Here is a 21,941-nt window from a genome sequence, read left to right on the forward strand (position 1 = left end):
GAACTCGGTTGCGAGCGTCGAACGTCGATGCGATCAGGGAGGCAGGGGCATGCAGACCGGGCCGTCGCGCCGCGAGCGCATGCGCGCGGCACTGGAGCGCGAGGCCAGGGACGAGGCGCGCAGGCTCACGGCGGCGCACGGCGTCGAGGGCCTGAGCCTGTCGGCGGTGGCCCGTGCCGTCGGCGTCTCCCCGCCGGCCCTCTACCGGCACTTCGACGGCAGGAGGGGGCTGATCCTCGCGGTCTGCGAAGACCTGACCGACGAGTTCGTGTCGGCCGTCTCGGCGGCCGTCCGGCGCGAGGACCCCGAGGACCTGGGCGCCCAGCTGTACGCCGCCACCCGTGCCGTCCTCGACTGGTCCGTCGCCCACCCCGCCGGGTTCGACCTCCTCATGGGCGCGGGACACTCCCGCCTGTCCGCGGAGAGCACGGTCGACCAGGCGCTCGCGCGGAGACTGGGGGGCCTGTTCGGGGAGCTGTTCGGCCGGCTCTGGGAACGGGGCGGACTCGACTTCCCGTCCGACGACGAGATCGACCCCGTGCTGCACGCCCAGATGCTGGCGTACCGCCGCGTGATCGGCCAGGAGTTCCCGGCCGGCGTCGCCCTGCTCATGGTCACCTGCTGGCGTCAGCTCTACGGGCTGCTCTGCATGTCCGTCTACAGCCACCTCGCCACGGCCTTCGACGACTGCGTCCCCCTCTTCGAGCACATGGTCGACGACCTGCTCGCGCTCGTGGGCGTGGCGCGCCCGCCGGGGCGACGGAGGAACGCCACCGCCCCGGAACCGGGACGACCTCACAGGGATCCGCTTCCTGGGGAACGGTAATTCCCTCCATAACGTGTCGAGCACGGACAAATGGCCACTCGGAGGGGGACGGACGGCTCCGTGTGGTGCCCGACGCGCAACCTCCGGTACACGCCGGGTCATCGGGAACACGGGCCGCACGCACGACAGCCGATAAGGGGAAGTCGCCGATGAGTGAGTCCGTACGAACCGGATCCGGGAGCACCGGAGACAAGGTCAAGGCAGAGACCTCCGCGACGGCCGACCAGGCCAGGCAGGCCGCCGGCCAGGTGGCGGGGACCGCGGCGGAACAGGCCCGGACCGTCGTGGACGAGGCGCGGCAGCAGGCCGGCACGGTCATCGAGGACCTGCGCGGCCGCGCCATGGACGAGGCGGACGGGCAGGCCAGGCGGGCGGCCGGCACGCTGCGGCAGTGGGCGAACGACTTCTCGAACCTGGCCGCGCACGCCGAGCACGACTCGCCCGCCCGCAGCATGGCGGCCCGCGCGGGCGACAAGGGAATGCGGGCGGCCGACTATCTGGAGCGGCAGGGGGTCGAAGGCATCGCCGCCGACCTCCAGGGCTTCGCCCGGCGCCGTCCCGGCGCCTTCCTCGGCGGCGCGCTGCTGGCCGGACTGGCCGTCGGACGCCTGGCGAAGGTGGCGCAGACGGCCTCCCGGACCGACGGGAACGGGCAGCGGCGGGTCACCGCGACCCCGGCCTCCGAGGCCCTGCCGGCCGCTCCCCCGCCGGGGACCGCACCGCCCGCGCCGTCCACTCCGCCGAGTCTCGGCACGCCGGGCCGCCCGTTCCCGGAGGCGTGAGATGTCCACGATGTCACCGCTGTCCCGGGCCCGCTCGGCCGAGCCGTACGAAGGGGAGCGGTCCGCGGGTGAGCTGCTGTCCCGGGTGACCTCCGACCTCCAGGTCCTCTTCCGGCAGGAGGTGGAGCTGGCCAAGGCCGAGGTCAAGGAGGAGGGCACCAAGGCGGGCAAGGCGGCCGGGATGTACGGCGGTGCCGGCTTCGCCGCCTACATGGTCCTGCTGTTCCTGTCGCTGGCGGCCATGTTCGGTCTGGCCAATGTGATGGACGACGGCTGGGCCGCGCTGATCATCGCCGCGCTGTGGGCCGTCGCCGCGGCCGTGCTGTACCAGAAGGGCCGCGCGAAGATGCGCACCGTCTCGCCGAAGCCCGAGCACACCGTCCAGACCCTGAAGGAGGACGCGGAATGGGCACGTCACCCGACCAAATGAGGGCCGAGATCGCGGCCACCCGCAACCAGCTGTCCGCGGACGTGGACCGGCTCGCCGACCGGGCCAGCCCGCGCCGCATGGCCCGCCGCCGCAAGGCGAGGATGCGCCGCACGGTGTCGGGCGTCCGTGACCGCGTCATGGGCACCGCCTCGTACACGGCGCACGGCATGGCCGGCACCGCCCGGTCGGCGGCCGGCTCGATGCAGTCGGCGGCGGGCACGGCGGCCGACTCGGTGCAGTCGGCGGCCGGTTCGGTGCAGGAGGGCACCGGACGGGCGGCCGACTCGGCGCGCGAGGTCGCCGGTCAGGCGGGACAGGCCGTCCAGCAGACACCCGAGATGGCCCGCCGCCAGACGCAGGGCAACCCGCTGGCCGCCGGTCTGGTCGCCTTCGGCGTCGGCCTGCTGGCCGCCTCGATGGTGCCCGCCTCCGAGAAGGAGCAGCAGAAGGCGTCCGAGCTGATGGAGCGCGGCGCCGAGGCGCTGGAGCCGGTGAAGCAGGCCGCCGGCGAGTCCGCGCAGCACCTGAAGGAAGGCGCCAAGGAGGTCACGCAGAGCGCGGCCGCGGAGGTGAAGGACACTGCGCAACAGGCGGCCCGCACCACCCAGGACGAGGCCCGCGACCGGACCGGCCAGGTCACCGACCAGGCCAAGGACTCCGGCCGCACCCTCAAGGACGAGGCCGGCCGCCGGTCCGGTCCCGCGTGAGCGACGCGGCGGCCCTGCCTTCGGCGCCCGCACGGGTACGGAGGCGGGGCCCCGGCCGTCCGGTCCTTCAGCCGCTCTCCGGCTGGAAGTCGTGCGCGCTCCCGTAGTTGTCGCTCACGGTCACCGGCACCCCCAGCACCTTCGACAGGTACTCCCCCGTCGCCAGGGCGACCGGCCAGGCCTTGTCCCAGTGCGGATCGTCCGGGGGTGCGATCTCTATCGTGATCCCGGCCATGGCTCCTCCTCGTTCCCGCTCGCTCGGTCAACCGCAATGTAGGGCACGTCACTGACATCGGACGCCGAGGGATGTCACTCGTCGGCGTGTCCGAAGCCCGTTCGCCCCGGCCCCCGGCTCCGTCCACGTCCGGGGCCCCAGGGCTCCCGGCGGCCCCGTCCCGCCCTCACGGCGGCGACGAGGGCCCGCTTCGTGACGCGTCACGCCGGCTGGGACCGGGGGCCGCCGCGAGGACGGCCCCCGGTGCGGGTCAGCTCGCGTACGTCTCGAACTCGGCGATCCTCGGGGTGCCCGAGGCGCTGGTGATCTCGAAGGTGATCTTCGTCAGGGAGGTCGCGGAGAAGCTGATGACGCCCGCTCCGCTGCCGGAGGCCAGGACGGCGCCGGTGTCGTGGTTGAGGACGCGGTAGGAGCCGATGGTGCCCGAGCCCGACGCCTGCCTGATGTTGATCTTGGAGACGGTGGTGGCCGAGCCCCACTTGATCGAGACGGAGCCGGTCGAGCCGGACGGGGACCAGTACGAACTCATGTCGCCGTCACGGACGTTGCCGTAGCTCGTGCCGTCGGCCTTGGAGGAGCCGTCGGAGCCCGCGCCGATGCTGAGGTTGGTGCCGGTGGGCGGGTCGGTGGGGTCCGGGTCCGTCGGGTCCGGGTCCGTCGGGTCCGGGTCCGTCGGGTCGGGGTCGGTCGGGTCGGGGTCGGTCGGGTCCGGGTTCTGCGGGGTGCAGCTGCCGTCGGAGACCTTCAGGCCCTTGTTGGCGCCCGCCGTCTGGCTCACCACGCCCGGTACGCAGTTGGCCGCGTCGAGGGTGTACGCGTACGGGATGCTCACCGACGTGTTCGACGTCGGGTTGGGACCCGCCGGGTTGTGGTCGCTGCTGCGTGAGGACCAGGTCACGTTGTCGAAGATGTTGCCGCTGACCTGCCAGTAGCCGGCCGCGTCGGTGTAGAAGGTGCCGAGGACGTCCTTGGAGTCCTCGAAGTAGTTGTTGTCCACCTTGGCGCGGGCGCCGGCCCGGGAGTTGATCCCGGACTCGTTCAGGTTCTTGTAGTGGTTGTTGTAGATGTGTGAGATGCCGCCGCGCAGCAGGGGCGTGCGGGAGTCGATGTTCTCGTACAGGTTGTGGTGGAAGGTGACGTACCCGTTCGAGGTGTCGCTCTCGCTGGAGCCGATGAGGCCGCCGCGGCCGGAGTTGCGCAGGATGCTGTAGGACAGCGTCACGTACTGGGTGTTGTCCTTCATGTCGAAGAGGCCGTCGTAGCCCTCCGACTCGCCGCCGGACGCCTCCAGCGTGGTGTGGTCGACCCAGACGTTGCGGACACCGCTTTCCATGCCGATGGCGTCTCCGCCGTTCGACGTGGGCGAGCCCGACTTCTTGACGTTCCGGATCGTCACGTTCTGGATGATGATGTTGCTGGACTCCCGGATGTGGATGCCCAGTTGGTCGAAGACCGCGCCGTTGCCGACACCGACGATCGTGACGTTGCTGATCTGCTTGAGCTCGATCACGCCGGCCGCGGTGTTGCAGCTGCTGCCCGACACCTTGGCGGTGTTGCCGTGGTTGATGGTGCCCTCGACCTGGATGGTGATCGGGGTGGAGCTGCTGGCCCGGCCGCAGAGGGCCTGGTGGATCGCGGTGCCGGTGGTGGCGCGGACCGTCTGGCCGCCCGCGCCGCCGGTGGTCCCGCCGTTCTGGGTCGCGTAGCCGGTGACACCGCCGGTCGCGGCGGATGCCGTGGAGGTGGACAGGGCCAAACCGGTCGCTGCCGCGAGGGCTCCCGTGGCCAGTAACGCGGAGAGTCGCACTGCGACTGATCGCTTCATTCTCGTCTCGCCTTTCACTCTCGTGTGCCGGGCGTTCCGCACCGAGCTGCCTTATGTCATGGGCATGTCAGTACTACCGATGAGGGGAGGCGGGGGTGAGCCGACCCATCGGCGAGAAAGCGCTTTCTTGATGTCTGCCGCGACAGTAGGGCCACATTCGAGGGACTGGCAAGGTTCCGCGCAGTTACGGAAGGGATGCTTCCGTTTCGATGGGACGGATGCGTGCCCTTTAGGTCATGACCTGTCCTACATAGCTTCTAGCGTGGTCCTCGACCGCGGAACGGAACGACGGAAGGCAGATCCATGACCGTGAACGAGCTGACCACCAGCGACTCCACCGAGGCCCCGGTGGTGACCGGTGAGCGCGCCGACCTGCTGGAGACGCTCGCCAAGTCCCGGCACTTCCTGCGCTTCACCACCCGTGATCTGACCGACGAGCAGGCCGGGCTGCGGACGACCGCCGGCGAGCTCTGCCTGGGCGGCCTGATCAAGCACGTCACCTCGGTCGAGCGGAAGTGGGTGGACTTCATCCTGGACGGCCCCTCCACGATGGGGGACTTCACCGCCATGACCGAGGCCGACTGGGCCCGGCGGGCCGACGAGTTCCGGATGCTGCCCGGCGAGACGCTGGCCGGTGTGCTGGCCGAGTACGCCGACGTGGCCCGCCGGACCGATGACCTGGTCGTCGCCCTGCCCGACCTGGAGGCCGCGTGGCCGCTGCCGAAGGCCCCGTGGTTCGAGTCCGACATGAAGTGGTCGGCCCGCAGGGTGCTGATGCACATCATCGCCGAGACCGCTCAGCACGCCGGCCACGCCGACATCATCCGCGAGTCCCTGGACGGCGCGAAGAGCATGGGCTGACGGCACCGCTGCTTTGTCGCGCCGTCCCCCGCCGGGGCGGGGCGGGAGGCGGCAGTGGACGTCCACGAGGCCGGGCCCACAGCCATCGGTGGACGCTGTTGACGAATCCTCCGACGGCTGCCAGGCACCCGCCTCGGCGCCATGACTGGAGCGTTCCTCCCGGCGAAACACCGCGTAAGTGGTGCCACGCCTGGAGAAACGCTCCAATCGTCCAACGACGACGGGATCGGCCAACAGCATCCCATCGGTGGGGCCGGGCCCGCGACCGTCGGCCCCATGCGCTCGTCAGCCGGGCACCGACCGGAGACCCGGCCGGTGCCCGCCCCGGTCCGCGCCTACAGCACCGGCAGGCTCTTGCGCAGCTCGAAGGCGGTGACCTCGCTGCGGTACTCCTCCCACTCCTGGCGCTTGTTGCGCAGGAAGAAGTCGAAGACGTGCTCGCCGAGGGTTTCGGCGACCAGGTCGCTGCGCTCCATCAGCGTCAGGGCCTCTCCCAGGTTCTGCGGCAGGGGCTCGATGCCCAGCGCGCGGCGTTCCGCGTCGGACAGGGCCCACACGTCGTCCTCGGCGCCCGGAGGGAGCTCGTAGCCCTCCTCGATGCCCTTCAGGCCGGCGGCCAGCAGGACGGCGTAGGTCAGGTACGGGTTGGCGCCGGAGTCGATGGAGCGGACCTCCACGCGCGCCGAACCGGTCTTGCCGGGCTTGTACATGGGCACGCGGACCAGCGCCGAGCGGTTGTTGTGGCCCCAGCAGATGTACGACGGGGCCTCGCCGCCGGCGCCCGCCGTGCGCTCCGTGCCGCCCCAGATGCGCTTGTAGGAGTTGACCCACTGGTTGGTGACCGCCGAGACCTCCGCCGCGTGCCGCAGCAGGCCCGCGATGAAGGAGCGGCCCACCTTGGAGAGCTGGTACTCCGCGCCGGACTCGTAGAACGCGTTGCGGTCGCCCTCGAAGAGGGAGAGGTGGGTGTGCATGCCGGAGCCGGGGTATTCGGAGAACGGCTTGGGCATGAAGGTCGCCTGGACGCCCTGCTCCAGGGCCACCTGCTTCATGACCAGGCGGAACGTCATGATGTTGTCCGCCGTGGAGAGCGCGTCCGCGTAACGGAGGTCGATCTCCTGCTGGCCGGGGGCGCCCTCGTGGTGGGAGAACTCCACCGAGATGCCCATCGACTCCAGCATGGTGATCGCCTGGCGGCGGAAGTCCATGCCGACGTTCTGCGGGGTGTGGTCGAAGTAGCCGGAGTTGTCCGCGGGGGTCGGGCGGCTGCCGTCCAGCGGCTTGTCCTTCAGCAGGAAGAACTCGATCTCCGGATGGGTGTAGAAGGTGAAGCCCAGGTCGGAGGTGCGGGCCAGGGCGCGCTTGAGGACGAAGCGCGGGTCCGCGAAGGACGGGGAGCCGTCCGGCATGAGGATGTCGCAGAACATGCGGGCCGTGCCGGGGGCCTCGGCGCGCCAGGGGAGGATCTGGAACGTCGACGGGTCCGGCTTGGCGATCATGTCGGACTCGTACACCCGGGCGAAGCCCTCGATGGCGGAACCGTCGAAGCCGATCCCTTCATCGAACGCCTGTTCGAGCTCGGCGGGGGCGACGGCCACGGACTTGAGGAAGCCCAGCACGTCGGTGAACCACAGGCGCACGAACCGGATGTCGCGCTCCTCCAACGTCCGGAGCACGAACTCCTGCTGCTTGTCCATCTTCCGCTTCCCCATCCTTGCCGGTCAGGCCGCCTGTCCGCTCCCGCGTCCCGGGGAGACGGCCGGGCATTGCGAGCATCCCACCACACCAGCGTTTCATACGCGTTGCCGACCTCGATCGGACGGCTTGCCGTGGCCCGAACAGCTCGCACACACCAGGTGTACCGCTGTACCGCTCCGAGGCCCATCTTGCCCGCTCCGGCCGACATCCGTAACGGGCGGGCTCACGGCCTCGGGGAGATGCCCAGCAGGAGGGGGCCGGTGGGGGCCGAGACGATGTCCGCCACCGTGACCGGGTCCAGCGTGGCGAAGAACGCCTCCTGGGCCCCGCGCAGGGCGCCGCGCAGCCGACAGGCCGAGTTCAGCGGGCAGGGGGACGAGGTGGCGGTGCCCTCGCAGTCGACGACGTCCCCCTCGCCCTCGAAGGCCCGGACCACCGCGCCCACCGAGGCGGTACGGCCCTCCTCCGTGAGGCCCAGACCGCCGCCCCGGCCGCGGCGGGCCGTCAGCAGGCCCATGTGCTGGAGCTCGGCGACCACCTTCGCGGCGTGCGTGTAGGGCACGTCCATGGCTTCCGAGACGTCGCGCGTCGTCGGGTTGGAGTCGCCGGCCACGGCGAGGCGCATGAGGACGCGGAGGGCCAGGTCTGTGGAGCGGAGGAGCCGCATGACAGAGAGCGTAGGTAATACGCATCTTGGGTTCAAGTTTTCTGGGGTGCGGTCTGCGGGGTGCGGATCTGTGGGGTCCGGCCCTATGGGGTCTGGCCCTATGGGGTCCGGATCTGTGGAGTGCAGCTCTATGTGGTGCGGCTCTGCGGGGTCCGCGGATCTGTGGAGTGCAGCTCTATGTGGTGCGGCTCTGCGGGGTCCGGATCTGTGGGGTCCGGCTCTATGTGGTGCGACCCTGTGAGGTGCGGTCCGGTTCCGTTGTCCGTGAACCCTACGGCTCTCCCCCTCTCCCCTATTACGATCAGCTGACCCGTTCGTCCCACTCCCCCGAAGGACACCCCCATGGGCTCCGCCAAGAAGAGCAGCTCGGCACGTTCGGCGCGCATAGAGGAGATGCGGCGTGCCGAGAAGGCCCGCGAGCGTCGCGCCCGCGTCCTCACCATCGCCGCCAGTGTGGTGGTCGTCGTGGGGCTCGTCGTCGGCGGTGTGGTGCTCGTCCAGTCGCAGTCGGACGACGACGGCGGCAGCGCGGCGACCGACTCGAAGACCTCGGGCAAGTTCGTCACGGGCGACGACGGTGTGCGCAAGTGGGACGGCGAACTGGGGCGCAACCACGTGACCAAGGCCGTGGACTACCCCGTCTCTCCTCCGGTGGGCGGTGACCACAACCCGGTGTGGATGAACTGCAACGGGGACGTCTACACCGACGAGATCAACGACACCAACGCCGTGCACTCGCTGGAGCACGGCGCTGTGTGGGTGACGTACAACGCCTCGGCCGACAAGGCCGCCGTCGACGCGCTCGCGGCGAAGGTGAAGAAGACGCCGTACACGCTGATGAGTCCGGTGGACGGCCAGAAGGACCCGATCATGCTGTCCGCCTGGGGGCACCAGCGCACGGTGACCGGTGCGGACGACCCGAACCTGGACGCGTTCTTCGAGAAGTTCGTCCAGGGGGAGCAGACGCCCGAGCCGGGGGCCGCCTGCACCAACGGGCTGTCCAAGTGAGGCAGGTCGGGCTGATCGCGGGGGCCGCGGCCTTGGCACTGGTCGCGACCGGGGCGATCACCTACGCGGTGGCGGGGGACGAGGGGTCCTCGGACGCGGTTCCGGCCGCGGAGTCCGCGGACGCCGGGTTCGCCCGGGACATGGCCGTGCACCACCAGCAGGCCGTCGAGATGTCGTACGTCGTACGGGACCGCACGGACGACGAGGAGGTCCGGCGGCTCGCCTACGACATCGCCCAGACGCAGGCCAACCAGCGGGGCATGCTGCTGGGCTGGCTCGACCTGTGGGAGCTGCCCAAGGTGTCCGCGGATCCGCCGATGACCTGGATGGGCATGGGGGACACGGCCTCCGGCAAGGACGGGGCGCTGATGCCGGGGATGGCGACCAATACCGAGATGGAGCGGCTGGGGTCGCTGAGCGGGGAGCGGGCCGAGGTCTTCTACCTGCAGCTCATGACGGACCACCACAAGGGCGGGGTGCACATGGCCCAGGCGTGCGTCCGTGCGTGTGAGGTGGGGGTCGAGAAGCGGCTCGCCCGGGGGATGGTGGAGGGGCAGGAGTCCGAGATCGCGCTGATGGCGGGGATGCTGGAGGAGCGGGGGGCGGCGGCCCGGCCGTAGCGGACGGGGCTCCGGGACATCGCGTCGCTTTGACGATTACACTGGGCCCGTGCCTCAACTACGTCTCGCCCTGAATCAGATCGACTCGAGCGTCGGCGACCTCGCCGGCAACGCCGAAACGATTGTCCGCCGGACCCGGCACTCCGCCGAGCGGGGAGCGCACCTCGTGGCGTTCCCCGAGATGGCGCTGACCGGGTATCCCGTCGAGGACCTCGCCCTGCGGTCGTCCTTCGTGGAGGCCTCGCGGGCGGCGCTGCGCTCGCTGGCCGCGCGGCTCGCCGAGGAGGGGCTCGGGGAGCTTCCGGTGATCGTCGGGTACCTCGACCGCAGCGCCGCCGCCCAGCCGAAGTACGGGCAGCCGGCCGGTGCGCCGCAGAACGCGGGCGCCGTGCTGTACGGGGGTGAGGTGGTGCTGAGCTACGCCAAGCACCACCTGCCGAACTACGGCGTCTTCGACGAGTTCCGGTACTTCGTGCCCGGCGACACCATGCCGGTGGTGCGGGTGCGCGGGGTCGATGTCGCCCTCGCCATCTGTGAGGACCTGTGGCAGGACGGGGGGCGGGTGCCGGCGGCGAGGTCGGCCCGGGCCGGGCTGCTGCTGTCGATCAACGCCTCGCCGTACGAGCGGGACAAGGACGACACCCGGCTGGAGCTGGTGCGCAAGCGGGCGCAGGAGGCCGGGTGCACGACCGCGTACCTCGCGATGACGGGCGGGCAGGACGAGCTGGTCTTCGACGGGGACTCGATCGTCGTGGACCGTGACGGCGACGTCGTGACGCGTGCCCCGCAGTTCGCCGAGGCGTGTGTCGTGGTCGACCTCGAGCTGCCCCTCGCGGAGGCCGACGCGCCGACGGGGGTCGTCGACGACGGGCTGCGGATCGACCGGGTCGTGCTGTCGGAGGAGCCCGTGCCCGCGTACGACGCCTCGTCGGCCGGAGAGTACGCCTCGCGGCTCGACGATGACGAGGAGGTGTACTCCGCGCTGGTCGTGGGGCTGCGGGCGTACGTCGAGAAGAACGGGTTCCGGTCGGTGCTGATCGGGCTGTCCGGGGGGATCGACTCGGCGCTGGTCGCCGCTCTCGCCTGCGACGCGGTGGGGGCGGAGAACGTGTACGGCGTGTCGATGCCGTCGAAGTACTCGTCCGAGCACTCGAAGGACGACGCGGCGGAGCTGGCGCGGCGGACGGGGCTGAACTACCGGACCGTGGCGATCGAGCCGATGTTCGACGCGTACATGGGGGCGCTGGGGCTGACGGGGCTGGCGGAGGAGAACCTTCAGTCGCGGCTGCGGGGGACGCTGCTGATGGCGATCTCCAATCAGGAGGGGCACATCGTGCTGGCGCCGGGGAACAAGTCGGAGCTGGCGGTGGGGTACTCGACGCTGTACGGGGACTCGGTCGGGGCGTACGGGCCGATCAAGGACGTGTACAAGACGTCGGTGTTCCGGCTGGCCCAGTGGCGCAACCGGGCGGCGGCGGAGCGGGGGCAGACGCCGCCGATCCCGGAGAACTCGATCTCCAAGCCGCCGAGCGCGGAGCTGCGGCCGGGGCAGGTGGACACGGACTCGCTGCCGGACTATCCGGTGCTGGACGCGATCCTGGCGCTGTACGTGGACCGGGACCGGGGGGCGGACGAGATCGTCGCGGCCGGGTTCGACGCGGAGCTGGTGACGAGGACGCTGCGGATGGTGGACCGGGCGGAGTACAAGCGGCGGCAGTACCCGCCGGGCACGAAGATCTCCCCGAAGGGCTTCGGCAAGGACCGCCGCCTCCCGATCACGAACGGCTGGCGCGAGGGGGCACGCGCCTGACGCGCGTCTGACGCGCGTCTGCGGGATGCCTGCGGCGCGGGGTTCGGTCCGGTGGGGGCGGGCGCAGCGCCCGCGGTCGGTGGGTGGGGCGGGGCCGCGTCGGGGGTGTCCGTCCTCGGACCGGCGCGGATCACGTCCGCCGGTGAGGGTGCGGGGCGCGGACGCGCCGGCCACTGCGGGCGGCCACCCCCGCCCCGACCCCTCCGCGCCGTACGCGGCTGCCGCCCCCGTTCCCGTTCCCGCGGGCAGTCGTGCCGCAGGGCGGCACGGGTGGGCGGTGGGGGGTCCCTCCCGCTCATGGGGGTCCCTCCCGCTCGAGCGAAGCCGAGAGTGGGGGAGAAGCCGAGAGTGGGGGAGGCACCCCGCGAGCGCCGGGCCGCGCGAACACCCCCGGCCCGCACCGACGCCGGGCACCCCGCGAGCGCCGGGCCGCGCAGACCGACCCCGGTGCACACCGACGCCGTGCGCTTCGGACGCCGTCGCGCTCGCGGAGCCGGCTCTCAGTCGTCCTGTGTGGTGACCCTCACACGGGCCGCTATGGGGAGGTGGTCGCTCGCCGTGGCCGGGAGGGTCCAGGAGCTCTCCGGTTCGGCGCCCTTGACCAGGATCTGGTCGATCCGCGCCATCGGGAACGACGCCGGCCAGCTGAAGCCGAAGCCGCTGCCCACGGCGCCCTGGGTGGAGCGCATCTGGGAGGTGACGGCGTTCAGGGCGCGGTCGTTCATCGTGCCGTTCAGGTCGCCGAGCAGCACGATGTTCGGCAGTGGTTCGTCGGCGATGGCCTCCCCCAGGGCGTCGGCGCTCCTGTCCCGCTGACGGGCCGTGAACCCGGCCTCCAGCTTCACCCGGACGGAGGGGAGATGGGCGACGTAGACGGCGACCTGGCCGGCCGGCGCGGCCACCGTGGCACGCATCGCGCGCTTCCAGCCGAGGCGGATGTCGACCGCCTTCACGTCGCTCAGGGGGTACTTGCTCCACAGCCCGACGGTGCCGACCACCTTGTGGTACTCGTACGTCGACTCCAGCGCCCGCTCGTACGTCGGGACCGCCGACGCCTTCAGCTCCTCCAGGGCCAGCACGTCCGCACCCGAGGCGGCCACGCCGCGGGCGGTGGCGGACGGGTCCGGGTTGTCGGCGTTGACGTTGTGCGTGGCCACGGTGAGGTCGCCGCCCGTGGCGGTCTTGTCGGTGAGCAGGCTGCCGAAGAGGTTCAGCCAGACGGCCACCGGCAGGATCGTCGCGATCAGCGCCGTCGCCGACTTGCGGACCAGGCCGAGGACGAGCAGTACGGGGATCAGCAGGCCCACCCAGGGGAGGAAGGTGTCCACCAGGCTGCCCAGGTTGCCGATCGCGTTCGGGATGTGGCCGTGGGCCAGCATGACCAGGGCCGTCAGGACCGAGCAGGCGGCCAGGACGAGACCGCGGCGCCAGACGCGGCGGTCGCCGCGCCAGCCTCTGGTGAGGCGCTCGCGCAGGCGCCGGAGCCGGGTCGGCCGCGGCTCGGACCCCGAACCGCCGTTGTCCGTCTCCGTCGTGTACGCCTGCTGCGCCATACCGTCGCCTCACAACCTGCCGTGCACACCGTCGCCCCCGTGTCCGTAAGACCCTAGGGGATGATCGGTTCCTTTCCTGCCGCCCCTCGGCGGCCGTACAGGGGCGAGGACGTGCGGGGGCGCTCGGGGAGTTCCGGGCGGGGGTGGTGAAAGCGCCCTCTGTGACGAAACGCGCACATCGCGGCTAGCCGGTGACGGGGCGTAGGCCCTCCAGGAGCGTGTCGACGACTTGCTCGGCCAGGTCGTCCGGGAGGTCGGCGTCGGGGCGCAGGACGGTGCGGACGAGGATGGGGCCCACGACGATGTCGTTGAGGATCTCCATGTCGACGTCGGCGCGCAGTTCGCCGTTCTCCCGGCCCCGGCGCAGCACCTCCAGGCCGAGCCGGCGGCGCGGCAGGATGACGGTGTCGTGGTAGGCGGCCCAGAGGTTGGGGCTGCTCTTCATCTGGGCGCGCACGTTGTGCAGGATCGCCGAGGTCCGACCGGCCAGGCCGCGCAGGCGCAGGGACTCCAGCAGGACGACGAGGTCGTCGCGCATGGAGGTGCCGGGGAGTTCGGGGTCCGGGGGCTCGGCGGCGCGCAGGACGTCGACGAGGAGCTGTTCCTTGCCGCTCCAGCGGCGGTAGATGGTGGCCTTGCCGACGCCGGCGGTGCGGGCGATGCGCTCGATGGAGAGCTCCGCGAGGGGCACGCCGTCCTCCAGGAGCTTCATCACTCCCTCGATGATGGCGCGTTCGACCGCCTCGCTGCGGGGGCGGCCCCGTGCGGGACCGTCCTGCCGGGGGTCGGTGTCGGCCGGGATCACGTCGTCGGGTCCTTACGTCGGGGGTGGGCCGGGACGATTCTCCCGGTGGGCGGTGGAGACGGTCCACCGCCCGGGGGTCATCGGTCCGTCGCCGGCGTCAGTTCCTGCTTCTCCTCCTCCTCTTCGGGCGTCGGCGTACGGCCGGGCAGGAACACGGCGACGACGACCGCGCCCAGCACCGCGACGCCCGCTCCCCACAGCGCGGTGACGTGCATGGCGTGCAGGAACGCGTCGTCGGCCGCGCCGATCAGGGGCTCGCCGCGCGCGCCCAGCCGGTCCGCCACGGCCAGGGTGGCCTCGATGGACTCGCCGGCGGCGTGCCGGAGGCCGGGCGGCAGCAGGCCGAGATCGTCCTCGATGCCGTTGCGGTAGGCGGCGGACAACACCGAGCCGAGTACGGCGATGCCGAGGGCGCCGCCGACCTGGCGGAAGACGTTGCTGAGGGCGGAGGCGGAGCCGGCCTTCTCGCGGGGCAGGGCCTGCATGATGACGACGCTGACCGGCGTCATGACGTGCGCCATGCCGGCGCCCATGAGGAAGAAGACGACCTCCAGGATCCAGATCGGCGTGTCCCCGTCCAGGGTGGCGAACGCGGCCAGCGTCGCGGCGAGCACCAGCAGGCCGGCGGTCGTGGTGGTCCTGTAGCCGAAGCGGTCCACCAGGAGGCGGGCCCGCGGTGCGAAGAGCATCTGTGTGGCGGCCAGTGGCAGCAGCAGCAGGCCCGTCTCCAGCGGCGAGTAGCCGCGCACGCTCTGGGTGTAGAACACGGCGAAGAACGTCACGCCCATCAGCGCGAAGAAGACCAGCGCGATCGCGACGACCGCGGCGGAGAACACCTTGTTCTTGAAGTAGGCGACGTCGATGGACGGGTGGTCGCTGCGCTTCTCGAACACCACGAACGCGGCGAGCACGGCGAGGCCGGCGCCGACCGTCGACACCACCGTGACGTCGGTGAAGTCGGCGAGCTGGCCGCCCTTGATGATGCCGTAGACCAGCAGGACCAGTCCGGTCACGGACAGGACGACGCCGACGGGGTCGATCCGGCCGGGGTTCGGGTCGCGGGAGTCGGGGACCAGCCACAGCATCAGGGCGACGGCGAGGACGACGATGGGCACGTTGACGAGGAAGACCGAGCCCCACCAGAAGTGGTCCAGGAGGAATCCGCCGGTGATCGGGCCGATGGCGATGGCGAGGCCCACACCGCCCGCCCAGATGCCGATGGCCTTGGGCTGCTCGTCGCGTTCGAAGACGTTCATCAGGACGGCCAGGGTGGCCGGCATGACGAGTGCGGCGCCCGACCCCATCACCGCGCGGAAGCCGATCAGCTCGGCCGGTGAGCCGGAGAACGCGGCGAGCGCCGAGCCGGCGCCGAACACGACGAGACCGCCGATCAGCACCTTCTTGCGGCCGAGCCGGTCGCCCAGCAGGCCCGCGCTGAAGAGCAGACCGGCGAAGACGAGCGTGTAGGAGTTGATCGCCCACTCCAGCTCGCTCTGGGTGGCGCCCAGGCCGGTGGGGGCGGGGGTGGAGATCGTCTTGATGGCGACGTTCAGGATCGAGTTGTCGAGTACGACGATCAGCAGGCTCAGCATCAGCACGCCGAGGATCGCCCAACGGCGCCGGTGCACGGCTTCCGGGACCCGGTGGCGGGCAGGGGCGGCAGGAGAAGTCATGCGGCCCAGAGTAGTTAATTACGATACGGGACCGTCTCGTATCGTAAGCGTTTTGCCCAGAACTTGCCGGGATATTGCACGGCGGAACTCACAGGGGGTCCTCTGGCCCTCGCCGGGGCGAGGTGCCACCATGGAAGTGGTCCGGGGACGCCGTCAGGGCGCCTCGAGATGACGTGTTGGGAGACGGTTCAATGACGCAGCTTTCGGCTGCCCAGACCGGGGCGACGTCCGGTTCCCCCTCCGGCGGAGCGACGCTGTACGGGGGCAAGGGCACGCGCCGTATCACTGTCCGCGACATCGCCGCCGCCAAGGAGCGCGGCGAGAAGTGGCCCATGCTCACCGCGTACGACGCGATGACCGCGTCCGTGTTCGACGAGGCCGGCATCCCGGTCGTGCTCGTCGGTGACTCGGCCGGTAACTGCCACCTCGGGTACGAGACCACCGTGCCCGTCACCCTCGACGAGATGACCATGCTGTCGGCGGCGGTCGTACGCGGTACCTCGCGCGCGCTGATCGTGGGCGACCTGCCCTTCGGCTCCTACCAGGAGGGTCCGGTGCAGGCGCTGCGCTCGGCGACCCGGCTGGTGAAGGAGGCCGGTGTCGGTGCCGTGAAGCTGGAGGGCGGCGAGCGGTCGCACCGGCAGATCGAGCTGCTGGTGGAGTCCGGGATCCCGGTGATGGCCCACATCGGGCTGACGCCGCAGTCGGTGAACGCGATGGGGTACCGGGTGCAGGGGCGTGGCGAGGAGGCGGCGCAGCAGCTGCTGCGGGACGCGAAGGCCGTGCAGGACGCGGGGGCGTTCGCGGTGGTGCTGGAGCTGGTGCCGGCGGAGCTGGCGGCCGAGGTGACCCGGGTGCTGCACATTCCGACCGTCGGGATCGGGGCCGGGCCGGACACGGACGCGCAGGTGTTGGTGTGGACCGACATGCTGGGGCTGACGGGGGGGCGTGTGCCGAAGTTCGTGAAGCGGTACGCCGATCTGCGTGAGGTCATGAGCGGGGCGGTGAAGGCGTTCGCCGAGGATGTCGTGGGCGGAACGTTCCCGCAGGAGGAGCACTCCGTGCACTGAGCAGCTCTGCTGCTGTTGAGCCACTGTCGCACCACCTGTCGGCCCCGTCGATCTTCCCCCGTCGGCGGGGCCGACACCTTTTTGCGCCTGAACCGGCGCCGCTCTCGCGGATGTGGTGCGCGCCGTTGGGGTGCCTCAATTGATGGTTGCGGTGGCCACGCGGGAGTTGTCGGTGCCGTCGGCTGACCTGTCGGTGGGATGTCGGGGGTTTGTCGGTGGGGGTTGGGACAGTTCTCGGCATGACGCGAAACGACAAGGACCTGGGGGGCGCGGGGAGCGCCGTCACCGTGCGGGGGCTGGTCAAGCACTACGGCGGGACCAAGGCGCTGGACGGCGTCGATCTGGATGTGCGGGAGGGCACCGTGATGGGGGTGCTCGGGCCGAACGGGGCCGGGAAGACCACGCTCGTACGGATCCTGTCCACCCTGCTCACGCCGACCGCCGGGCACGCCACCGTCGCGGGGTACGACGTGGTGCGCCAGCCGAGGCAGCTGCGCCGGGTGATCGGGCTGACCGGGCAGTACGCCTCCGTGGACGAGAAGCTTCCGGGGTGGGAGAACCTGTATCTGATCGGGCGGCTGCTCGACCTGTCCCGCAAGGAGGCGCGGTCCCGCGCCGACGAGCTGCTGGAGCGGTTCTCGCTCACCGAGGCGGCCCGCCGGCCGGCGGCCACCTACTCCGGCGGTATGCGGCGGCGCCTCGACCTGGCCGCCTCGATGATCGGCCGGCCGGCCGTGCTGTACCTGGACGAGCCGACCACGGGACTGGACCCCCGTACCCGCAACGAGGTGTGGGACGAGGTCAAGCGGCTGGTCGGGGACGGGGTGACGGTGCTGCTGACCACCCAGTACATGGAGGAGGCCGAGCAGCTCGCCTCCGAGCTGACCGTCGTGGACCGGGGCAAGGTCATCGCGAGCGGCGGCATCGAGGAGCTGAAGGCCAAGGTCGGCGGCCGTACGCTGCGGGTCCGCCCGGCCGATCCGCTGCAGTTGCGCCCGCTGGCGGACGCCCTCGACACGCTGGGCATCACCGGGCTCGCCACGACCACCGTGGACACCGAGCGGGGTGCCGTGCTCGTCCCGGTGCTGAGTGACGAGCAACTGACCGCCGTGGTCGGCGCGGTCACCGCGCGCGGTATCACCCTCAGCTCCATCACCACCGAACTGCCCAGCCTGGACGAGGTGTTCCTGTCCCTCACCGGCCACCGCGCCGGTGTCCCGCAGGACGCCGTACCCGCCGAGCCCCATGAGGAGGTCGTCGCCGTATGAGTGCCGCCACCGCCACCGCCACCACCGACCTCCGCGCGGACGCGCGGATCCCGTTGCGCGCCCATCTGCGGCACACCGGGGCGCTGGTGCGCCGCAACCTGCTGTGGATACGGCAGGACCCGGAGTCGATGTTCGACGCCGTGCTGTTCCCGATCGTCTTCACCCTGCTGTTCGTGTACGTCTTCGGCGGCTCCATCGGGCAGTCGCTGGGCGGCGGACAGCAGGCGTACGTGCAGTACATCGTGCCCGGTCTGATGGCCATGATGGGCATGAACATGGCCCAGGGGGTGGGCACCGGGTTCAACCAGGACTTCAACACCGGGGTCATGGACCGCTTCCGGTCGCTGCCGATCGGGCGCGGCTCGGTGCTGTTCGCCAAGATCTCCGTCGAGATGGTGCGGATGCTGATCGCCACCGCCATCCTGATGGTCGTCGGTGTGCTCGTCGGCTTCGACATCGACAACTGGCCGGGACTGTTCGCCGCCGTGGGACTGTCCGCGGTGTTCGGCTCGGCGCTGATGTGGATCTTCCTCACGCTGGGCGTGGTGATGAAGAACGCGCAGTCGGTGCAGGCGATGGGCTTCCTGGTGCTGATGCCGCTGCAGTTCGGCTCGTCGATCTTCGCGCCGACCCAGTCGATGCCGGGCTGGCTGGAGTCCTTCACCCAGGTCAACCCGTTGTCCGCGCTCGCGGACGCCGCACGCGGGCTGATGGTGGGCGGCCCGGTCGCCCACGACCTGTGGATGACCCTGGCCTGGTCGGTGGGGATCACCGCGGTGATGGCACCGGTCGCGATCCACAAGTTCCGTACGAAGAGCTGATCACGCCGGCCCGAGCAGGGCGTCGGCCTCCTCCGGGGAGAGGCCGGCGCCCTCGGCGTACGCGATGTCGTACGCCGGGTCGCCGAGTGCCGCCCGGACGCGCGCCTCGGCGCGTGCGCGCGCCTCGCGTTCCACCTGCCCGGCGTGGTGCTCGGGCGGCAGCCAGGAGTCGGCGGCGCCGAGGCAGCGGGCCGCGTCCCGGGCGTGCCGTCCGCCGTCGAGTCCGGCGAGGGCGAGGGCGCCCAGGGTGACGTACGCCGAGCGCATGTGGGGGGCCATGGCGGCGGACAGCGGATCGCCCGCCTGCCGGATCGCCTTGCGGATGATCACCAGGGCCTGCTCGTCGTTGCCGTCGGCCACCTCCAGCCAGCCCTCGGCACCGAGGATGAACGCGTCGAAGACGACGTAGTGCGCGATGCGGAACTCCTCGCGCAGGGCCCGCAGATGCTCCCGGGCCTCCGCCGTACGACCGGTCGTGCACAGCCAGCCGGTCAGGAAGAGCCGGGCGGCGGGCAGGGCCTCGACATGCCGGCCGCGCGTGTCGTCGATGACCTCGCGCAGCAGCCGCTCACCGCGCTCCGCCTCACCCGCCTCCAGCAGCGCGCTGCCCAGCCGGGCGGTGAGGATGGCCGTGTGGGCACGGGCGCCGAGACGGCCGGCGTGCTCGATCGCCGCCTCGTAGTCCGCGGCGGCGTCCCGGTACGCGCCGGCGCGTTCGAGGGCCTCGCCGCGCGCGGAGAGGGCCTCGGCGATGCCCCAGGTGTCGCCGAGCCGGCGGTGGATCTCCAGGGCCTCGTCGGCGTCGCGGCGCGCGTCGCCGGCCCAGTCGCTGCGGTTGGCCAGGAAGTTGGCGCGCAGCTGGAGGTTGGAGGCCAGCTCCCATGCGAATCCGGGGTTCTCCCGGCAGGTGCGGATCGCCGCGTCGACCACCCGGTGCAGCCGCTCCATGTCGCCGGTCAGCATCACGGCGAAGATCCAGAGCAGGCCGGGCGGCCGGCAGACCTGCGGCATGCCCGGTTCGTACGTCGCGCCGACGAGACGCAGCTTGTGCTGTGCCTGCGGGGTCTGCCAGTCGTCGAGTTCGGTGTCCATGTGGGCCAGATGGGCCAGGTGTACGCCGCGCCGGGCCTCGGCGAGGAGTTCGCCGGTCATCGGGGGCGGGGCGTCGGTGCAGCGCTCCCACAGCGGTACGGCGGGTCGTACGGGTTCGGTGAACGGGTCGGGGGCGAGGGCCATGACCTCGGTGCACCAGTTGCGGGCCTCGATGCGCAGGTCGCGCATCTGCCAGTACCAGACGAGCGACAGGGTGATGCAGAGGGCCTCCTGCTCGTCGCGCAGGGCGAGGGCGTGGCGCAGGGCCGTGCGCACGTTCTCGTACTCCCGCTCCAGCAGCGCGATGGCGGCCACCTGGTCCGGGCCGCGCAGCATAGGCTCGGTGGTGCGGGCGACCTCACGGAAGTACGTCAGGTGCGCCCGCTCGGCCTCCGGGCGCCGGCCGGACTCGTCGAGGCGTTCGCCGGCGTACTCGGCGACGGTCTCCAGGAGCCGGTAGCGCATCTCGCCGTCGCCCGAAGGGGCGGCCACCACCAGGGACTTGTCGACGAGGGAGCCGAGCGCGTCGAGCGCGGCCGGTCCGCAGACGGCCTCGGCGGCGGCGAGGCCGCAGCCGCCCGCGAAGACCGAAAGGCGGCCCAGTACGTCGCGTTCGTCCGCGTCGAGCAGTTCCCAGGACCAGTCGACGACGGCCCGCAGGGTCTGCTGCCTGGGGAGGACGGTGCGGCTGCCGGAGGTGAGCAGCCGGAAGCGGTCGTCGAGCCGGTCGGCGATCTGGCGCGGGGTGAGCATCCGCAGCCGGGCGGCGGCGAGTTCGATGGCCAGCGGCAGTCCGTCGAGGCGGCGGCAGATCTCCGCGCAGGCCGCCGCGGTGTCGTCGTCGGCGTCGGTGCGGAAGCCGGGGCGGGCGGCGGCCCCCCGGTCGGCGAGCAGGCGCAGCGCGACCGGCTCGGGAAGCGGCTCCACCGGTCGCAGCAACTCCCCCCGCACACCGAGGGGTTCACGGCTGGTGGCGAGGACGGTGAGCCGGGGGCAGCGTTCCAGCAGCGCCTCGACGAGGTGGGCGGCGGCCTCGACGACGTGCTCGCAGTTGTCCAGGATCAGCAGCATGCGGCGCGGGCCGCAGTGTTCGGCGAGGCGCTCCACCGGGTCGTCGTGCCGGTCGGTGACGGCCCGTATGCTCTCGGCGCCGGCGCCGTAGAGCACGGTCTCGCGGGCGCCGACGGCGGTGAGGACGGTCTCGGGGACGGCGTCGGGGTCGTCGACCGGGGCGAGTTCGGCGAGCCACACGCCGTCGGGGAGGGTCTGCCGTACGGTCTCGGCGGCCTCCTGCGACAGCCGGGTCTTGCCGGCTCCGCCCGGTCCGAGCAGGGTCACCAGGCGGGCGGCGGCGAGGTCTGCGCGGATGGTCTCGATGTCGGCCTCCCGGCCGACGAACGAGGTCAGCCGGGCCCGCAGGTTGCCCGGCGGTGCGCCGGCCCGGGTTCCGGCCGCCGGCCCGGGTTTCAGCAACTCGGCGTGCAGTGCGCGCAGTTCGGTGCCGGGGTCGGAGCCGAGACGGTCCGCGAGCAGGAGTCGTACGTCCTCGTAGGCGGCCAGGGCCTCGGCGGTGCGGCCCGTGTCGCGCAGGGCGCGCAGCCGCAGCGCCTGGAGGGGTTCGTCGAGGGGGTGACCGTCGCACAGCGCGGTCAGTTCGGGCAGGGAGTGCTCGGCGTCGCCGAGGGCGAGGGCGGCGGTGTGCCGGGCGCGCAGCGCGTCCAGGTGCCGGGTCCGCAGGCGGGCCGCGTCGGCGGTGCGGTCGGGCAGGCCGGTGAGGGCGGGGCCGCGCCACAGGGCGAGGGCGTCGTCGAGGACGACGGCCGCCTTCGCCGGGTCGCCGTCGGCGAGGGCGCGCAGGCCGTCGCCGGCCAGCCGCTCGAAACGGTGCAGGTCGATGTCGTCGGGCGCGGCGGTCAGCCGGTAGCCGCCGTCGACGGAGGCGATCTGGTCCGCGCCGAGCGTCCGGCGCAGCCGCCCCACCAGCGCCTGGAGCGCCCCGGTGGCGTCGGCCGGCGGATCGGCGTCCCCCCAGACCTCGTCGACCAGCAGGCCCACGGGCACGGTGCGCCCGGTCCGCAGGGCGAGCACGGTCAGCAGGGCGCGCAGCCGCGCCCCGCCGACGGGGACGACGGTGCCGTCGGGACGGAGTGCCTGGGTGGTGCCGAGGATGCGGTAGCGCACGGGGTCCAT

General features: G+C 71.7%; 19 protein-coding genes. 11 read left to right on the forward strand and 8 right to left on the reverse strand.

Going from position 1 to position 21,941, the window contains the following annotated elements:
* Positions 1-49 precede the first annotated feature (49 nt).
* The 4 genes from ACIA6T_RS21445 (at position 50) to ACIA6T_RS21460 (ending at position 2,745) form a co-directional block, all read left to right on the forward strand.
* The gene (locus tag ACIA6T_RS21445; protein ID WP_399448054.1) at positions 50-826 is read left to right on the forward strand and encodes a TetR/AcrR family transcriptional regulator; all 777 of its coding nucleotides are present in this window, start codon (positions 50-52) and stop codon (positions 824-826) included.
* Positions 827-975: 149 nt separating this feature from the next.
* The gene (locus tag ACIA6T_RS21450) at positions 976-1,608 is read left to right on the forward strand and encodes a hypothetical protein (RefSeq protein ID WP_399448055.1); all 633 of its coding nucleotides are present in this window, start codon (positions 976-978) and stop codon (positions 1,606-1,608) included.
* 1 nt (position 1,609) lies between these two features.
* On the forward strand, positions 1,610-2,038 hold the full coding sequence (locus ACIA6T_RS21455; RefSeq protein WP_399448056.1) for a phage holin family protein: 429 nt from the start codon (positions 1,610-1,612) through the stop codon (positions 2,036-2,038).
* Positions 2,014-2,745: a DUF3618 domain-containing protein gene (locus ACIA6T_RS21460; protein ID WP_399448057.1), complete on the forward strand. Its 732-nt coding sequence runs from the start codon at positions 2,014-2,016 to the stop codon at positions 2,743-2,745. The genes ACIA6T_RS21455 and ACIA6T_RS21460 overlap by 25 nt, the downstream gene beginning before the upstream one ends.
* Positions 2,746-2,812: 67 nt before the next feature.
* On the opposite strand, the gene ACIA6T_RS21465 is transcribed toward ACIA6T_RS21460, so the two are convergent.
* Complete coding sequence (locus ACIA6T_RS21465; protein WP_399448058.1) at positions 2,813-2,980, reverse strand: hypothetical protein; 168 nt, start codon at positions 2,978-2,980, stop codon at positions 2,813-2,815.
* A 250-nt stretch (positions 2,981-3,230) separates the two neighbouring features.
* Positions 3,231-4,805: a polysaccharide lyase family 1 protein gene (locus ACIA6T_RS21470; protein WP_399448059.1), complete on the reverse strand. Its 1,575-nt coding sequence runs from the start codon at positions 4,803-4,805 to the stop codon at positions 3,231-3,233.
* 303 nt (positions 4,806-5,108) lie between these two features.
* Here ACIA6T_RS21470 and ACIA6T_RS21475 point away from each other — a divergent pair, with 303 nt between their 5' ends.
* Positions 5,109-5,666, forward strand: a complete 558-nt coding sequence (locus tag ACIA6T_RS21475; protein WP_399448060.1) for a DinB family protein — start codon at positions 5,109-5,111, stop codon at positions 5,664-5,666.
* A gap of 335 nt (positions 5,667-6,001) precedes the next feature.
* Here ACIA6T_RS21475 and ACIA6T_RS21480 read toward each other — a convergent pair whose 3' ends face one another.
* Both ACIA6T_RS21480 and ACIA6T_RS21485 read right to left on the reverse strand, forming a co-directional pair.
* Entirely contained in the window at positions 6,002-7,363 is a 1,362-nt protein-coding gene (locus tag ACIA6T_RS21480) for a glutamine synthetase family protein (RefSeq protein WP_399448061.1), read from the reverse strand.
* Between the two features lie 224 nt (positions 7,364-7,587).
* Positions 7,588-8,031 carry an RrF2 family transcriptional regulator gene (locus ACIA6T_RS21485; RefSeq protein WP_399448062.1) on the reverse strand — a complete coding sequence of 148 codons (444 nt, stop codon included), beginning with the start codon at positions 8,029-8,031 and terminating at the stop codon, positions 7,588-7,590.
* A 342-nt stretch (positions 8,032-8,373) separates the two neighbouring features.
* Here ACIA6T_RS21485 and ACIA6T_RS21490 point away from each other — a divergent pair, with 342 nt between their 5' ends.
* Genes ACIA6T_RS21490 through ACIA6T_RS21500 form a run of 3 tightly spaced genes read left to right on the forward strand, consistent with a single transcriptional unit; the run spans position 8,374 to position 11,469 of the window.
* The gene (locus ACIA6T_RS21490; protein WP_399448063.1) at positions 8,374-9,039 is read left to right on the forward strand and encodes a DUF3105 domain-containing protein; all 666 of its coding nucleotides are present in this window, start codon (positions 8,374-8,376) and stop codon (positions 9,037-9,039) included.
* Positions 9,036-9,659, forward strand: a complete 624-nt coding sequence (locus tag ACIA6T_RS21495; protein WP_399448064.1) for a DUF305 domain-containing protein — start codon at positions 9,036-9,038, stop codon at positions 9,657-9,659. Before ACIA6T_RS21490 ends, ACIA6T_RS21495 begins: the two co-directional genes overlap by 4 nt.
* A 49-nt stretch (positions 9,660-9,708) precedes the next feature.
* Positions 9,709-11,469, forward strand: a complete 1,761-nt coding sequence (locus ACIA6T_RS21500) for an NAD+ synthase (protein ID WP_399448065.1) — start codon at positions 9,709-9,711, stop codon at positions 11,467-11,469.
* 500 nt (positions 11,470-11,969) lie between these two features.
* Here ACIA6T_RS21500 and ACIA6T_RS21505 read toward each other — a convergent pair whose 3' ends face one another.
* The 3 genes from ACIA6T_RS21505 to ACIA6T_RS21515 all read right to left on the reverse strand — a co-directional run bounded on the left by ACIA6T_RS21505 (position 11,970) and on the right by ACIA6T_RS21515 (position 15,500).
* Positions 11,970-13,022 (reverse strand): endonuclease/exonuclease/phosphatase family protein, encoded by a 1,053-nt coding sequence (locus tag ACIA6T_RS21505; RefSeq protein WP_399448066.1) that lies wholly within the window; start codon positions 13,020-13,022, stop codon positions 11,970-11,972.
* Between the two features lie 184 nt (positions 13,023-13,206).
* Positions 13,207-13,827, reverse strand: coding sequence for a TetR/AcrR family transcriptional regulator (locus tag ACIA6T_RS21510; RefSeq protein ID WP_399448067.1), 621 nt, complete (start codon positions 13,825-13,827; stop codon positions 13,207-13,209).
* A 77-nt stretch (positions 13,828-13,904) separates the two neighbouring features.
* On the reverse strand, positions 13,905-15,500 hold the full coding sequence (locus tag ACIA6T_RS21515; RefSeq protein WP_399448068.1) for an MFS transporter: 1,596 nt from the start codon (positions 15,498-15,500) through the stop codon (positions 13,905-13,907).
* 191 nt (positions 15,501-15,691) lie between these two features.
* Here ACIA6T_RS21515 and panB point away from each other — a divergent pair, with 191 nt between their 5' ends.
* From panB to ACIA6T_RS21530, 3 genes are all read left to right on the forward strand, one after another.
* Entirely contained in the window at positions 15,692-16,570 is an 879-nt protein-coding gene (panB, locus tag ACIA6T_RS21520; protein WP_399448069.1) for a 3-methyl-2-oxobutanoate hydroxymethyltransferase, read from the forward strand.
* Positions 16,571-16,809: 239 nt separating this feature from the next.
* On the forward strand, positions 16,810-17,838 hold the full coding sequence (locus ACIA6T_RS21525) for an ATP-binding cassette domain-containing protein (protein WP_399448070.1): 1,029 nt from the start codon (positions 16,810-16,812) through the stop codon (positions 17,836-17,838).
* On the forward strand, positions 17,835-18,659 hold the full coding sequence (locus tag ACIA6T_RS21530; protein ID WP_399448071.1) for an ABC transporter permease: 825 nt from the start codon (positions 17,835-17,837) through the stop codon (positions 18,657-18,659). Before ACIA6T_RS21525 ends, ACIA6T_RS21530 begins: the two co-directional genes overlap by 4 nt.
* Here the strand turns inward: ACIA6T_RS21530 and ACIA6T_RS21535 are convergent, their stop codons facing one another.
* A complete protein-coding gene (locus tag ACIA6T_RS21535) occupies positions 18,660-21,941 on the reverse strand; it encodes a BTAD domain-containing putative transcriptional regulator (protein ID WP_399448072.1) in 3,282 nt (1,093 codons plus the stop codon).

This window comes from Streptomyces sp. NPDC051740, from assembly GCF_044453165.1.
Classification (GTDB): domain Bacteria; phylum Actinomycetota; class Actinomycetes; order Streptomycetales; family Streptomycetaceae; genus Streptomyces; species Streptomyces atrovirens.

Excerpts from the sequence above, each read along its gene's own strand:
- panB (WP_399448069.1), top strand. The coding sequence starts at position 15,692 with ATGACGCAGCTTTCGGCTGCCCAGACCGGGGCGACGTCCGGTTCCCCC.
- ACIA6T_RS21535 (WP_399448072.1), bottom strand. The coding sequence starts at position 21,941 with ATGGACCCCGTGCGCTACCGCATCCTCGGCACCACCCAGGCACTCCGT.
- ACIA6T_RS21465 (WP_399448058.1), bottom strand. The coding sequence starts at position 2,980 with ATGGCCGGGATCACGATAGAGATCGCACCCCCGGACGATCCGCACTGG.
- ACIA6T_RS21485 (WP_399448062.1), bottom strand. The coding sequence starts at position 8,031 with ATGCGGCTCCTCCGCTCCACAGACCTGGCCCTCCGCGTCCTCATGCGC.
- ACIA6T_RS21490 (WP_399448063.1), top strand. The coding sequence starts at position 8,374 with ATGGGCTCCGCCAAGAAGAGCAGCTCGGCACGTTCGGCGCGCATAGAG.
- ACIA6T_RS21515 (WP_399448068.1), bottom strand. The coding sequence starts at position 15,500 with ATGACTTCTCCTGCCGCCCCTGCCCGCCACCGGGTCCCGGAAGCCGTG.
- ACIA6T_RS21475 (WP_399448060.1), top strand. The coding sequence starts at position 5,109 with ATGACCGTGAACGAGCTGACCACCAGCGACTCCACCGAGGCCCCGGTG.
- ACIA6T_RS21460 (WP_399448057.1), top strand. The coding sequence starts at position 2,014 with ATGGGCACGTCACCCGACCAAATGAGGGCCGAGATCGCGGCCACCCGC.
- ACIA6T_RS21480 (WP_399448061.1), bottom strand. The coding sequence starts at position 7,363 with ATGGACAAGCAGCAGGAGTTCGTGCTCCGGACGTTGGAGGAGCGCGAC.
- ACIA6T_RS21445 (WP_399448054.1), top strand. The coding sequence starts at position 50 with ATGCAGACCGGGCCGTCGCGCCGCGAGCGCATGCGCGCGGCACTGGAG.
- ACIA6T_RS21525 (WP_399448070.1), top strand. The coding sequence starts at position 16,810 with ATGACGCGAAACGACAAGGACCTGGGGGGCGCGGGGAGCGCCGTCACC.
- ACIA6T_RS21450 (WP_399448055.1), top strand. The coding sequence starts at position 976 with ATGAGTGAGTCCGTACGAACCGGATCCGGGAGCACCGGAGACAAGGTC.
- ACIA6T_RS21455 (WP_399448056.1), top strand. The coding sequence starts at position 1,610 with ATGTCCACGATGTCACCGCTGTCCCGGGCCCGCTCGGCCGAGCCGTAC.
- ACIA6T_RS21505 (WP_399448066.1), bottom strand. The coding sequence starts at position 13,022 with ATGGCGCAGCAGGCGTACACGACGGAGACGGACAACGGCGGTTCGGGG.
- ACIA6T_RS21530 (WP_399448071.1), top strand. The coding sequence starts at position 17,835 with ATGAGTGCCGCCACCGCCACCGCCACCACCGACCTCCGCGCGGACGCG.
- ACIA6T_RS21470 (WP_399448059.1), bottom strand. The coding sequence starts at position 4,805 with ATGAAGCGATCAGTCGCAGTGCGACTCTCCGCGTTACTGGCCACGGGA.